This window comes from Streptococcus sp. SS4 (genome assembly GCF_030440125.1).
Classification (GTDB): domain Bacteria; phylum Bacillota; class Bacilli; order Lactobacillales; family Streptococcaceae; genus Streptococcus.
Genome location: NZ_JAQFJM010000005.1, coordinates 1 through 14,146 on the forward strand (window position 1 = coordinate 1; position 14,146 = coordinate 14,146).

Genomic DNA, 14,146 nt, shown 5'->3' on the forward strand with positions numbered 1-14,146 from the left:
TCTCATAAGTTCTTCCTAATGATGGTTTGGTTGCTTTTCATTATAGTTCTTATGGGACTTTTTGTCTGCATTCAAAAAGCTCTATAATCTCTACAGTAGTTTTACCCACTACAGAAATTATAGAGCCTTTTTTTCTCACCTTTTTACTTTTTATGTTTCTCCACCCAATGACAATAATTGACAAGAAAGCGGTTCCCACCATTCCCCAAAAAAGAAAAGAGTCAATATAATCAAAAAAAGTTTTGCGTTCACCATAGACCGAGGTAGAGCCATCTTTCCAAGTAATGGTTTTGTCCCTATCATCAATCCTTTTGTAGGACTCATCATTATAAGTCAAATAATGATCCTTCCGTACATACATATTCAAATAGTTATAGCCGTGCTTTGTGGGAAGGTCTGAAAACAGACTTTCCTTGGCGTAAACTTCAATGTAGATGGTTCCATCTTTAAGACCTTTAATTTTCTGAGTTCGAGCATTTTTGATAAGGAGTTTTCCATCTTGTACAATCTCCCAATCGTACTTACGACTTCTTCCTCCTTCGTTATAGGAAATAGCAAGCTTGTGGTTTTCAGACTGCCATAGCCCGTAGATACTATTTTCACTGATACCATCATAAAAGAATCTAATATAGATGTTGACTATAGGTACCATGATTAGAAAACAAATACTCAAAATCTTGACTAAACGGCCTTCGAATTTACCCCAATGTGCTCGCCATCCAGTTTTGTACTTTTGTGTTCTTCGATATTCATTTTGTGAATGGTCACTTATATTAATTTTCTGTCGGTCAGCGTATTTTCTCTTTAGTAGATGCCTCATTTAGCCTATTTTTCCTTTTTAGATTTCTTTTTATTCTCCAATCGACAAAAATGGCATACAAAATCATAGAACCAATAATTCCAAAAAAGATATAAGGTTCCAGACGATCAAACAAGGTTATTCGTTGACCATAAGGAGATTTTGAACCATCTTTCCAGGTAATGCTCTTGTTTTCATCATCAATCCGTTTGTAAGATTCACCATTATAGGTCAGGTAATTGTCTTTACGAACGTACATATTCAAATAGTTGAGGCCGTTTTTAGCGGGGAGGTCTGAAAGTAGGCGTTCCTCAGCGTAAACTTCAATGTAGAGGGTACCATCCTCGAAGTGTTTAATATCATCGATGCGTGCATTTTTGATGAGGACATTTCCATCCTGAACAATCTCCCAATTGCGCTTACCTGACTTGTAACCTCCTTCGTAGGATATGGCAAGCTGATGGCTTTCAGATTGCCAAAGACCATAGATACTGTCTTTATATACGTTATGATCAAAGAAAATAACATAGATAATGAATATAGGTAAGATGATTAGGAAACCTATCCCCAAAATGTTAGCTAAACGGTCTGTAAATTTATCCCAGCGTGCTCGCCATCCCGTTTTACATTTTTGTTCTTTTCGATATGCTTTTCGTGACTGATACTTTCGATTGAGTTTCTTTCGGTCAGCGTATTTTCTGTTTGTTTGGTGTCTCATTGAGTTTTTCTCTCCTCTTTTGCCGAGCCTCTATAATGATAAGAAATGAGCAAATCCCCATAAGTATCAAATAGAAGGCTTCAAAAACCTCATCTATAGTGGTTTTCCGTTCACCATAAGGGCTGGTAGAACCATCTTTCCAAGTAATAGTCTTGTTTCCAGAATTGATACGCTTGTAGGACTCACCGTCATAGGTAAGATAATTATTTTTGCGAAGATAGAAATCCATATAGCTGAAGCCGTCCTTGGTGGGGAGGTCTGTCAGGTAGCCTTCCACAGTGTAGAGCTCCATGTGAAGAGTCCCGTCATTAAGCCGCTTGACCGGGCGAGTTCTAGCAGCATAGATAATATACTTACCATCCTGTACGACTTGCCAGTCGATATTTCCTCGCTTGCGAATATGCTTATAGGAAATCGCTAACTTATGATGATCAGATTGCCAGAGACCATAAATGTTATCTTTGTTGACGGTATAATGATCGTAATAATAAAAACCACCATACAGCAGTGCAAGCAGCACTAAGATAATCAATTCAGATGTTGGCTCTAGTGGGATGATCTTTCTCCAATCAAACCGCCATCCTTTAGGTTCTTCAATACTTTGGCAGTCGCTATTTATATTTTCCTCTCCTTTAGAGAGGTTGATTAATTTTTTCTTTGTCATACCTAATCCTTTCATCAACCATTGTAACAAATTCATCTCCCAAGCAAAAGCTAGCCTGATTTGTGATATAATTGGGAGTGATTGCGGGCAAGAAAATCTTATTTCTTGCCAGACTTGTAAAAATAAAACAGAGGATTTTAAGATGAAACTGACACTCCATGAAATTGCCAAGGTTGTTGGCGCTAAAAATGATGTCACAGCCTATGAAGATGTTGCCATTAACCAGATTGAGTTTGATAGCCGTAAGATTACAGCGGGCGACCTCTTTTTGCCGCTCAAAGGTGCGCGTGATGGACATGATTTTATCCAAACAGCCTTTGACAATGGTGCTCTAGCGACATTCACAGAAAAAGAATTATCGGCTGATCAAGCTCACATTCTAGTCGATGATGCTCTTGAAGCCTTCCAAAAACTAGCTGCCTACTATCTTGAAAAGACCGGTGTTGACGTTATTGCGGTGACTGGTTCTAACGGTAAGACAACGACCAAGGACATGATTCATGATATCTTGGCCACAACCTATCGTACTTACAAAACCCAAGGTAATTACAACAATGAGATTGGTCTTCCTTATACAGCCCTCCACATGCCTGATGATACGGAGAAAATCGTCCTTGAGATGGGGCAAGACCACATGGGAGACATTCACCTCTTGTCAACCTTGGCGAAGCCAAAAACAGCTGTTGTTACCTTAATCGGAGAGGCTCACTTGGAATTCTTCGGTAGTCGTGACAAGATTGCTCAAGGTAAAATGCAAATGCAAGACGGTATGCCTGATGCTAGTCTCTTGCTTGTACCTAGTGATCCTATCGTCGATCCATTCTTGCCAAGCAATCTTGAAGTTGTACGCTTTGGGGATGGTGCGGAGCTTACGGTCTCTGAGTTAACAGAATTCAAGGATCACCTCACCTTCTCAACGAATTTCCTAGACGGACAAGTTACCTTGCCAGTTACTGGAAAATATAATGCCACAAATGCCATGGTTGCTGCCTATGTCGCAAAACACTTGGGTGTAACTGAGGAAAATATCCTCTCAGCTCTTGCTAACTTGCAGCTTACAAAGAACCGTACTGAATGGAAAAAAGCAGCTAACGGTGCCGACATCCTTTCAGATGTCTACAATGCCAATCCAACAGCCATGAAGCTCATTTTGGAGACCTTCTCAGCCATTCCTAAGAATGAAGGAGGTAAGAAAATCGCTGTCTTAGCCGATATGAAAGAACTCGGTGAACAGTCCGTGCAACTTCACACACAGATGATTCTAAGCCTGACACCAGATGCTATTGATACGGTGATTTTCTACGGTGAGGATATTGCAGAATTGTCGCAACTTGCTAGCCAAATGTTTCCACTTGGTCATGTTTATTATTTCAAGAAAACAGCTGACGAAGACCAATTTGACGCTATGGTCAAACAAATCAAAGAAAGCCTAGGCGAGCACGATCAAATCTTGCTCAAGGGCTCTAACTCTATGAACCTAGCTAAGGTCGTGGAAGAATTACAAGCTAAGAATTAAGTTCTCTAACCTGCTCTCTAAAGCAGGTTTTTGCTTTACCCTGAAATTTGATATAATAGCAGGCATAGTAATTTCAGCAGGAGAAGAGAATGAAGAATTTTTTGACAACCACCCAAACTCATCCACCTCAGATACCTTTGCCCTATTATTTGCTCATGCTTTTGGCGATGCTACTTCTGAGTTACTTGAGTTGGCGTTGGTATAAGAATAAGATATGGCGTTGGACCTTTCTCACTATCCAAGCCATTCAACTCTTTGCCCTCTATACTTGGTACCTCTGGCAGGGCTTTCCACTTTACATTAGTCTGCCCCTTTACCATTGCCGCATGGCCATGTTTGCTGTTCTCCTCCTGAAAAATAGTAGAATAAAGAGCTATTTCGCTATTATGGGAGTCATCGGGACCTACTGTGCATTGATTTATCCAGTATTTGATCCCTATGAGTTTCCACATATCACAGGCTTTTCTTTCCTAATTGGCCACTATGCCCTACTGGTCAATAGCCTCAATGTCATCTTTAATAGTTATAAAACTCATCCCATCAGCAAGCGGCTGATTGTGGTGGCTACCTTATTACTAAATCTAGCTTTGGTAATAGTTAATCAGACCATCGGTGGAAACTATGGCATGCTTAAACACACACCATTTATTATGGGAACTCCCTTACTTGTCAAATACCTTGCTGTTTCAGGAGCTCTGATTATTCTCATGATCATCATGAAAAAAGGTCTGGAGCATTTTGAAAGGAAATATTAAATAAATGAAGAAACACGCTATCAGAAAGTTGATAGCGTGCTTTTATCTTTTCTAAACCAGACTTAGTTGTTTTTCTTTAGTTTATAAATATCATTTTTCTGGTAGTAGGTGATATCAGTATTTTTAAGCAGTTTTTGATATTTTGGATTATTTAAATCTTTAAGAGTAAAAATTTTGTCTTTCTTTAGATTTTTCTTCTCTGAGATGAAATTAGGGCCATAAGATGACATTCTATATAGTTCAACCCCTTTATCATATTTGTCTTCTGGATCGATAGGGTCTTTTGCAGATAAATTGATATCATAGGTTGCTTCGTATTTACCATTGATAAGTACTTTAACTTCAAAACGGTTAGACGAATCTGGAGATTCAAAATAGTATTTATTTTGATAAACGTCAGTAAATTTAATGCTCTCAACATTTTCATAGTTGTCTATAATATCAAGGGCAATCACCTGTTCAACATGTTTGGCGTGTTCTAAAATCTGCTCGTTCCAGTAAATGTGTTTAAAGCCGTCTCTGTTGATAGAGACCTTACGACCGTATACAGTTGGGTTATGTCGATAGCCATAAATAGTCAATGTTGGAAGAACGAGCAGGATTGCAATCGTGCTGTGTAGTATAATTTTGTTTATTTTGATTTTCTTGCTCAGATTAAGACATGACCAAATCCACATAACCCAAAATGGTGGGATGATTAGAGATAGGTAGTAATAGTAATCGTCTAAGGCAAACATAAAACCAAAGAGGTAGACTGCTAGAATTGGAGATAATAATAAGCAAAATATTTCTAGTGCAATCCAAACCGCTTTATGTCCTTTGCCTTTTGAAAAACTTTTACATAAGGCAAAAATATTTAATGTGTATATAATACTTGGAATCAGAAAAAGGGATATAGGAAACAAGCAACAGTTGATTATAGCTAGAACAGCAGAATATATCCAAATCTGATGCTTTTTCGTACCAAATGAAGGTAAGACAAGTGAAGGTAAAATCAGAAAGTAGGCATTAAAAATCATTCCCACAAGGGTTATAAAAACAAGTACTCCAACAAATTCCATAACAATCTCCCAATTATTTTATTTGTTTTATTCTAACACAAAACGCTTTCAGAATTGCTTTCACACTGTAATTTGGATATAATAAAAGAGCTGTGCCTGCGAGAATTATCGCAAGCCTCGACAACAAATGTAGCTTTCAAAAGACAGAAATTTTCTGAAAGAAGAGCTACAACGATCTTGCTTTTCGTTCTGGTAAAAAACCTATTGCCATTAGTAGCTCTGGGACATGGGATTTTTGAGATTTACAAAGAAGCTGCTGACATCCATACCACTAAGGAAAAGTAACAAAAAGATAATTTTTAAAGAAGAAAGAAAACTATGAGCATTCAAGACGAAATCAAAAAACGCCGTACTTTTGCCATCATCTCTCACCCCGATGCCGGTAAAACAACAATCACTGAACAATTGCTTTACTTTGGGGGTGAAATCCGTGAAGCTGGTACCGTAAAAGGTAAGAAAACCGGAAATTTTGCCAAATCAGACTGGATGGATATTGAGAAACAACGTGGTATCTCAGTAACCTCATCTGTGATGCAGTTTGACTATGCGGGTAAACGTGTCAATATCCTTGATACCCCAGGGCACGAGGACTTCTCAGAAGATACCTACCGTACCCTTATGGCGGTTGATGCTGCCGTCATGGTTGTTGACTCAGCCAAAGGTATCGAGGCCCAAACCAAAAAACTTTTCGAAGTTGTCAAACACCGTGGGATTCCTGTCTTCACCTTCATGAACAAATTGGACCGTGATGGACGTGAGCCACTTGACCTCTTGGAAGAGTTGGAAGAAGTGCTTGGTATTGCCAGTTACCCAATGAACTGGCCTATCGGTATGGGTAAAGCTTTCGAAGGACTTTACGACCTTTATAACGAACGCTTGGAGCTTTACAAAGGTGATGAGCGCTTTGCCAAGATTGAAGATGGGGATACTCTTTTTGCCAACAACCCATTCTATGAGCAAGCTAAAGAAGATATTGAACTCTTGACAGAAGCGGGTAATGAATTCTCAGAAGAAGCTATTTTAGCTGGTGAATTGACACCGGTCTTCTTCGGTTCTGCCCTTACTAACTTTGGGGTTCAAACCTTCCTCGATACCTTCCTCAAATTTGCACCAGAACCACATGGTCACAAGACAGTGGATGGTGACGAGATTGATCCTCTCAACAAGGATTTCTCTGGTTTTGTTTTCAAAATCCAAGCCAATATGGACCCACGTCACCGTGACCGTATTGCCTTTGTTCGTATCGTTTCTGGTGAATTTGAGCGTGGTATGAGTGTTAATCTAACCCGCACAGGTAAAGGAGCTAAGCTCTCTAACGTCACTCAGTTCATGGCCGAATCTCGTGAAAATGTCGAAAATGCCGTTGCTGGAGATATTATCGGGGTTTACGATACAGGAACTTACCAAGTTGGTGATACCCTTACTGTAGGTAAAAACAAATTTGAATTTGAGCCACTACCAACCTTTACGCCTGAGTTGTTCATGAAAGTTTCTGCTAAAAACGTCATGAAACAGAAGTCCTTCCACAAAGGAATCGAACAATTGGTGCAAGAAGGAGCCATCCAGCTCTACACCAACTACCAAACAGGCGAATACATGCTTGGTGCCGTTGGTCAACTTCAGTTTGAAGTCTTCAAACACCGTATGGAAAATGAATACAATGCCGAAGTCGTTATGACACCAATGGGTAAAAAGACTGTGCGTTGGATTCAACCTGAGGACCTCGATGAACGCATGTCATCAAGCCGAAATATCTTGGCCAAAGACCGCTTTGACCAACCAGTCTTCCTCTTTGAAAATGACTTTGCCCTTCGTTGGTTTGCGGATAAATATCCAGATGTAACATTGGAAGAGAAGATGTAATACGGCACAAAAGATGACGATTTTAAATCGTTCATCTTTTGACGCTAGCCCCTATCTTGTGTCTAGCTAGCCGTCTCACTAACTACGTCAGACGAATAATATCGATTCGTCTGACTTCGTGTCGTAAAATCTTAATAATGATATCTACACTACATACTATGAGACCGTGGCTAAGTTCCTCACTAACTCGAAAACGGAAAAATATCGTTTCCGTTTTCTCATGTCGTAATATTATGTATAGTTTATGTAAATCGTTCATCTTTTGACGCTAACCTCTATCTTGTGTCTAGCTAGCCGTCTCACTAACTACGTCAGACGAATAATATCGATTCGTCTGACTTCGTGTCGTAATATCTTAATAATGATATCTACGCTACGTCTCTAAAACAACACAAAATATAGGACTATCTAATCAGATAGTCCTATATTTTTTATAAACCTAATAGTTATCAAGTATACCTATGATTAATTACTTTAGATAATTACGATTATGATAAATCAAGCCAGCTTCTAAAAGTATGCAAATTGTTGATAGCCAGAAACTTGTTATAATTCCAAATTTTTCAGTAATAGAACTCATCAGAAAGACGAAAACTGAAAAAGCAAGGGTTGAAATGACTTCAAATACAGAATAAACATGTACTAACTGATTTTCATCCACAGTTTCTTGAAGAAAGACACTTTCAGGGACTTCTTTTAACTGAGAAAAGAAGCCGATTAAACTTGAGAAAAATAAAAATGTTTGTGTGTTTGAGAAAAAGAGGATACTGGCTGTGATGGTCGCCATTGCTAAGAGTGGAAAGAGAATACTTTTCCACTTATGAGCTAAAAACTTTTCGGATAGTTTGTAGACAATTATTCCACCTAAAATGATACCAAGGGAATAGGTTGTATTTGAGTAGCCCCAGTAACTTTCAGTTTGTTTTAACACCTCGGTTACAAAAACAAGGATTACAGATGACACCCAGATTGTATTGGAGAAGTCCTCTAATAAATTTGCTTGGACAAATAACTTTAATTTAGGATTTTTTGCAACTAACTTCCATCCTTTTACTAGAGTATCCAGATTAGTCTCCGACTCTAACTGCTCTATTTTAGCCTGAGGGAGAAAGAGCATCACAGAAGTAGAAAGAAGATAAAGAAATAGGACTATCAACATTGTAGAAAATAGGCCAACCGAAGCGTAAAGGAGTCCTCCCAGTCCCCAACCAATCAATTGCACTCCCTCACCACTTATTGATAAGGCAGCATTTGCCTTTCCCAAATTTGTGGCATATCTAGGAATCATGGCATAAGATACGGGCGACGCAAAGCCATCTAAGATAGAAATAGCGACAACAAAGATATACATTTCTAAGGCTGGAACAAATTGAGCCTTAATGAGCATTACAAGGAGTATTGCTAATAAAAAAGTCTTTCCACATTGAGTGAATGAAAGAACTCTATTTAGAGCTAGTTTTTTAGTCACCAATGGCACTAGAAGACTTGCCACGAAAGCTGATAATCCGATTAGAATCGGAACCATTGAGGTCGCAATAACGGATTTTGTAATGACGTAGATGTTTGCGATGAGAGATACCCTGAGGAAAATGTCAGCTAAATTAGCAAATAATTGAGAGAGAAGTAATTTCAGAAAGGATTTAGACATATCGTTTCTCCATATCGGTTACCAAATCAGGAAATGAAATTGGATTCACATATTTTTTAAACAAAATAATTTTACAAGAATAATAATCTTATTTAATAAATTCCCATATATGCTTTCTAACTATTTTCCTCTATCAATTTTTTTAAATGTGCTTCATAAGTCTTTGCAATATGCTCGCTCCCTGCCAATTTCATGGCCCCAATATATTTTTTCATTTCGATAATGGACTGATTATTTCCTTCTTTTTTATATTGATAATAATTTTGTGCATATTGAAAAACCAATCGTTCATAAATTTCAGTCTCGATAAAAAAGCATTGGTTTAATTGTTTTTCAAAATACAGTGCATCAATGAGTTCTTCTCTTTCTATGCATGTAATATAAACATTTAATAACATGGTTGATATCATGCGTCGATTATTAGGAATCTCTTTGTAAAAATCAGACCTTCTAGACATCTCCTTTGCCAAAACCATAAGAGTCTCATGGTTCAACACATCTAAGGTATTTGCAAAAATCAATAATTCATAATAACCCCAGTACTCAATACTAAATAGATAATCGGTTAAATCGGTTAGGTCTTGCTGTGTATAATAGCTTTCTCCCGATAAATCCTGCAAGCGAATTTTTAATAAAATAGTATTAATGTGATGAAACTTCTCTCGTTTAGGTTCTGATTCTAATTGAGAATTAAGTAACTTCTTTAATCCATCGATATCATGAGTTGATACAAAAAGTCGAATTTTTGACAATAGCTCATTCAGATCATCACGATGAAAATCATGGACAGCATACATGAATTCGTCAATAGGCATATTAATCTCGTCTAATATTAACATAAACTTTGTAATGGTTAAGTCTGTCTGTCCTTTTTCAAAACGAGACAGTTGAGATGTCGAGATACCAGCTTTTGCGACATCTTTTAATCGTATCCCTCTTGATTTACGAAATTTTTTAAAAATTGCTCCAAATTTTTTCATGGAAGCCTCCAGTTTGCATATATGGGAATATATATTTTTTTGTATCTTAACATAAAATACAGGAAAACAAAAGTGAGGTTATTACTGTGAATAGGCAATGATTGCTGTTTTTTATAAACACACAAAAAACCATAGGACTGCCAATTAAGACTGTCCTATGGTTTCTTTTATTTTTCCGTATTGAGTAATCTGCCTAGGAATCGTTGTAGGGCGAAGAAAACAATAAGGCTGGCCAATGTTTCTCCTAGGAAAGATGAGCTATTGACAATGAGTGAATAGAGATAAGGGCTTTGTCCCTTAGGGGCATAGCTTCCCCAAAAGATGACACCGGCTATAAAGTGAATGAGGTAACGAGCAAAGCTACCAAGCAGAATACCTCCAGTGATAAGCATCAGAGACTTGACTTTATTGTCTTGTTTAATGGCTTTATCAAGGGCTGGTTTGACCACACCACTGATACCAATCAGACTAAAGGCGACAAAGTACTCCAGAAAACCTTGTGTCAAGGTCAGCCAACCACCGGCGGCTTGCCCTGTAACAACTTGAAGTAGCCCCCAGATAAGACCGCCCATAGCACCAGCTTTTAAGCCCCAGCGAAAACTGAGGAGAAAGATAGGCACCATCTTAAAGGAAAGGGAAATCCAAGGGCCTAGTGACATGGGCTGAGTAACTAGGTCCAGGATATAAGCAATGGTTGCAAAGAGTGCAACCTCAATCATTGGTCGAATACTTGTTTTCGACATAAAAAACCTCCTATACCAATCGTCTTGATTGGCTATTTTTGCCACATCAAAACGTTGTCATAGAAGTTCTTCTATTTCAATCTATTTTGAGACACATCCCTACGCAGGTTCTAACCTGATCAGGTGGTAAGAGTTTAGGCAGTCTTGAAGAAAAAATTCAAGCTAGCCATTCTCAGCAATTGCTCCTCTTGTGACTCCTTAATTGTACTACCAGAAACCCATTTCTGCAAGTGTCTGAAATCCTAAAATTGTGGTATAGTTAAAGCAAGGATTATCTTTACAATAAAAAAGGAGAAATAACTATGGGACTTTTTTCAGGACTGCTTGGCAATGCATCTAAAAAAGATAATGATAAGGTTGAGCGCCAATTGGAGGGCATCTTAATTCCAGGTGAACAGGTGGAGTTAGCCTATGCCCTTGTTCGTGACTTGATTGTCTTTACAGAGAAGCGCTTGATTTTAGTCGATAAACAAGGTGTTACAGGGAAGAAGACTTCTTACAAGTCTATCCCTTATCACTCAATCTCTCGTTTCACTGTAGAGAGCTCGGGCCACTTTGACCTAGATGCTGAACTTAAGATTTGGATTTCATCAGCACTTGAGCCTGCAGAAGTGCTTCAATTTAAGAGTGATAATAATGTCTTTGAAATCCAACAAGCTTTGGCAGCAGCAGTGCTAGAGTAATGAGGAAGAAAAATGTTTATTGAAAAAGAACTGGGTTATAAGCGTCACTGGATTAATATTGACTCAGATATTATTTCTGAGCAATCCTATCTTTATACCAAGTATGATATTGACCAAGAAACCATAGAGTATGCCTTGGATAAAAATGAACGAGCTCACATGGACTACAACCGTGAGACTGGGACAATCACCTTTATCTATAACGTTCTGGCGCTTGAAAAGGACAAGGAATACTATGAAACCATTCCTCTGACCTTTATTGTTCAAGATACACGTTTGGTGACCATTAGTAACGAGGATAACGCTTATGTGATAAGCAAGATGCAAGATTATGTGGATAACCATGAGGATTTGTCTATCTACAAATTGCTCTTTGCAGGCCTTGAGATGATTTCAAATGCCTACTATCCCGTCATTGAACGCTTGGATCAGCAAAAAGATGAGGTTAGTCGACGCCTAAAACAGACAACGACGAGTAAGAATCTTTACGACCTTTCAGATTTGGAAACAGGCATGGTCTATTTGGTAGCTGCAGCCACACAAAACCGTCTTCTTTTGGAACACATCAAGGGGCACGCCATTTATCGTCGTCTCAATGAGGTCGAAAAAGAACAGTTTGATGATGCCATGATTGAAGCCAGGCAGTTGGTTGCCATGACGGATCTTATTTCTAAGGTCTTACAGCAACTATCAGGTTCTTATAACAATATCCTAAACAACAACCTGAACAACAACTTGAGCAATCTGACCATTATTGAGGTACTCTTGGGAGTTCTTGCCGTTATTACCGGTTTCTTTGGGATGAATGTTCCTCTACCGTTTATGACTGTCAGTCCAGCCTGGATTTTCATCATTATCGGTAGTGCGATTCTTTGTTTTGTCTTGGCCCGCTACTTGCGTTGGTTGGTCCATAAATAATAATTAGTGAGTGAAACCGTCTTCTCAAATTGGAGGCGGTTTTAAAACGTTATTCACTGTCTTTTTATTCTTAAATATGATAGACTAGATGAGTTGTTAAAATAAACGACTATTAAATACAGGTAGTTAACATACTACACAACCAAGTCTCATAAGGTGGCTTCGCACCGCCTTCAAATAGAAAGAAGAATACTTTGAAATTTACAGATTTAAACCTATCAGAAGACATCCAATCAGCTGTTGTTGCTGCTGGTTTTGAAAAGCCATCACCTATCCAAGAGTTGACGATTCCACTCGCTCTTGAAGGTAAGGATGTTATCGGTCAGGCCCAAACTGGTACTGGTAAAACAGCTGCCTTTGGTTTGCCGACCCTAGATAAAATTCGTACAGAAGAAAATACAATCCAAGCCCTTGTGATTGCCCCAACACGTGAGTTGGCAGTGCAATCTCAAGAAGAGCTTTTCCGTTTTGGTCGTGACAAAGGCGTTAAGGTTCGCTCAGTCTACGGTGGCTCTAGCATTGAGAAACAAATTAAGGCCCTCCGTTCAGGTGCCCACATTGTAGTAGGGACACCAGGTCGTCTCCTTGACCTTATCAAACGTAAGGCTCTTAAACTCAATAATATCGAGACTTTGATTTTGGATGAAGCGGATGAAATGCTTAACATGGGCTTCCTTGAAGACATTGAAGCTATCATTAGCCGAGTACCAGAAGAACGTCAAACCCTTCTCTTCTCAGCAACTATGCCTGATGCTATCAAACGTATTGGCGTTCAGTTCATGAAAGATCCTGAGCATGTGAAAATCAAGGCTAAAGAATTGACCAATGTTAACGTTGACCAATACTTTATCCGAGTGAAGGAACAAGAGAAGTTCGATACCATGACTCGTCTTATGGATGTTGACCAACCTGAATTGTCAATCGTCTTTGGACGTACCAAACGTCGTGTGGACGAGTTGACACGTGGTTTGAAACTTCGTGGTTTCCGTGCAGAAGGTATCCACGGTGACCTTGACCAAAACAAACGTCTTCGTGTTATCCGTGACTTCAAGAACGACCAAATCGATATTTTAGTTGCCACAGACGTTGCGGCGCGTGGTCTTGACATTTCAGGTGTCACTCACGTCTACAACTACGATATCCCACAAGACCCAGAAAGCTACGTTCACCGTATTGGACGTACAGGCCGTGCAGGCCAATCAGGTCAATCGATTACTTTCGTTGCTCCAAACGAAATGGGTTACTTGGGAATCATCGAAAACTTGACTAAGAAACGCATGAAAGGTCTTAAGCCACCAACAGCTCAAGAAGCCTTCCAGGCTAAGAAGAAAGTTGCCCTTAAGAAAATCGAACGTGACTTTGCGGATGAAGCTATCCGTTCTAACTTTGACAAGTTCAAGGGCGATGCGGTTAAATTGGCTCAAGAATTCACACCTGAAGAATTGGCCCTTTACATCTTGAGCTTGACCGTTCAAGACCCAGAGACAATGCCAGAAGTGGAAATCGCACGTGAAAAACCATTGCCATTCAAACCCTCAGGTGGTGGCTTTGGCGGTAAAGGCGGCAAAGGTGGCCGTGGCAACCGTGGTCGCGATAACAACCGTCGTGGTGGATACCGTGGCGACCGTAACCGCGATGACCGAGACGGTGGCCGTCGTGACTTCAAACGCAAGTCTAAGAAAAATAGCCGTGACTTCGAAAATCATGGCAATAAACGCCCACACCGTACCTCAAGCGAAAAGAAAAACGGCTTTGTTATCCGTAACAAGGGTGATAAATAAACAATGAAAACGCTCTA

The 14,146-nt window shown here is 39.2% G+C and carries 13 protein-coding genes and 1 riboswitch; of the genes, 6 read left to right on the forward strand and 7 right to left on the reverse strand.

Annotated features, from left to right (window positions below; translation table 11 throughout):
* Positions 1-49 precede the first annotated feature (49 nt).
* The 3 genes from PCY16_RS05160 to PCY16_RS05170 are packed head-to-tail and all read right to left on the reverse strand — an operon-like array spanning position 50 to position 2,181.
* Complete coding sequence (locus PCY16_RS05160; protein ID WP_225791426.1) at positions 50-820, reverse strand: hypothetical protein; 771 nt, start codon at positions 818-820, stop codon at positions 50-52.
* Entirely contained in the window at positions 789-1,517 is a 729-nt protein-coding gene (locus tag PCY16_RS05165; protein ID WP_070577060.1) for a hypothetical protein, read from the reverse strand. The genes PCY16_RS05160 and PCY16_RS05165 overlap by 32 nt, the downstream gene beginning before the upstream one ends.
* On the reverse strand, positions 1,486-2,181 hold the full coding sequence (locus PCY16_RS05170; protein WP_225791462.1) for a hypothetical protein: 696 nt from the start codon (positions 2,179-2,181) through the stop codon (positions 1,486-1,488). The genes PCY16_RS05165 and PCY16_RS05170 overlap by 32 nt, the downstream gene beginning before the upstream one ends.
* Before the next feature lie 142 nt (positions 2,182-2,323).
* Between PCY16_RS05170 and murF the strand changes: the two genes are divergently transcribed.
* Both murF and PCY16_RS05180 read left to right on the forward strand, forming a co-directional pair.
* On the forward strand, positions 2,324-3,697 hold the full coding sequence (murF, locus tag PCY16_RS05175) for a UDP-N-acetylmuramoyl-tripeptide--D-alanyl-D-alanine ligase (RefSeq protein ID WP_021143734.1): 1,374 nt from the start codon (positions 2,324-2,326) through the stop codon (positions 3,695-3,697).
* Between the two features lie 89 nt (positions 3,698-3,786).
* The gene (locus tag PCY16_RS05180; RefSeq protein WP_070577056.1) at positions 3,787-4,452 is read left to right on the forward strand and encodes a TIGR02206 family membrane protein; all 666 of its coding nucleotides are present in this window, start codon (positions 3,787-3,789) and stop codon (positions 4,450-4,452) included.
* Between the two features lie 62 nt (positions 4,453-4,514).
* Here PCY16_RS05180 and PCY16_RS05185 read toward each other — a convergent pair whose 3' ends face one another.
* Positions 4,515-5,513, reverse strand: coding sequence for a hypothetical protein (locus PCY16_RS05185; protein WP_195413448.1), 999 nt, complete (start codon positions 5,511-5,513; stop codon positions 4,515-4,517).
* Positions 5,514-5,831: 318 nt separating this feature from the next.
* Between PCY16_RS05185 and PCY16_RS05190 the strand changes: the two genes are divergently transcribed.
* Positions 5,832-7,376, forward strand: coding sequence for a peptide chain release factor 3 (locus PCY16_RS05190; RefSeq protein WP_002884210.1), 1,545 nt, complete (start codon positions 5,832-5,834; stop codon positions 7,374-7,376).
* A gap of 469 nt (positions 7,377-7,845) precedes the next feature.
* Here PCY16_RS05190 and PCY16_RS05195 read toward each other — a convergent pair whose 3' ends face one another.
* From PCY16_RS05195 to thiT, 3 genes are all read right to left on the reverse strand, one after another.
* Complete coding sequence (locus PCY16_RS05195) at positions 7,846-9,024, reverse strand: ryptide export MFS transporter (RefSeq protein ID WP_070577052.1); 1,179 nt, start codon at positions 9,022-9,024, stop codon at positions 7,846-7,848.
* Between the two features lie 116 nt (positions 9,025-9,140).
* A complete protein-coding gene (locus PCY16_RS05200) occupies positions 9,141-10,004 on the reverse strand; it encodes a helix-turn-helix domain-containing protein (RefSeq protein WP_070577050.1) in 864 nt (287 codons plus the stop codon).
* A 167-nt stretch (positions 10,005-10,171) separates the two neighbouring features.
* Positions 10,172-10,747 (reverse strand): energy-coupled thiamine transporter ThiT, encoded by a 576-nt coding sequence (gene thiT, locus PCY16_RS05205; RefSeq protein WP_070577048.1) that lies wholly within the window; start codon positions 10,745-10,747, stop codon positions 10,172-10,174.
* Between the two features lie 79 nt (positions 10,748-10,826).
* Positions 10,827-10,946, reverse strand: a riboswitch (TPP riboswitch).
* A 103-nt stretch (positions 10,947-11,049) separates the two neighbouring features.
* Here thiT and PCY16_RS05210 point away from each other — a divergent pair.
* The 3 genes from PCY16_RS05210 (at position 11,050) to PCY16_RS05220 (ending at position 14,129) form a co-directional block, all read left to right on the forward strand.
* Positions 11,050-11,430: a PH domain-containing protein gene (locus PCY16_RS05210; RefSeq protein WP_002891573.1), complete on the forward strand. Its 381-nt coding sequence runs from the start codon at positions 11,050-11,052 to the stop codon at positions 11,428-11,430.
* 12 nt (positions 11,431-11,442) lie between these two features.
* Positions 11,443-12,348, forward strand: coding sequence for a magnesium transporter CorA family protein (locus tag PCY16_RS05215; RefSeq protein ID WP_070577045.1), 906 nt, complete (start codon positions 11,443-11,445; stop codon positions 12,346-12,348).
* Positions 12,349-12,542: 194 nt separating this feature from the next.
* Positions 12,543-14,129, forward strand: coding sequence for a DEAD/DEAH box helicase (locus PCY16_RS05220; RefSeq protein ID WP_008535313.1), 1,587 nt, complete (start codon positions 12,543-12,545; stop codon positions 14,127-14,129).
* The last annotated feature ends 17 nt before the right edge of the window (positions 14,130-14,146 follow it).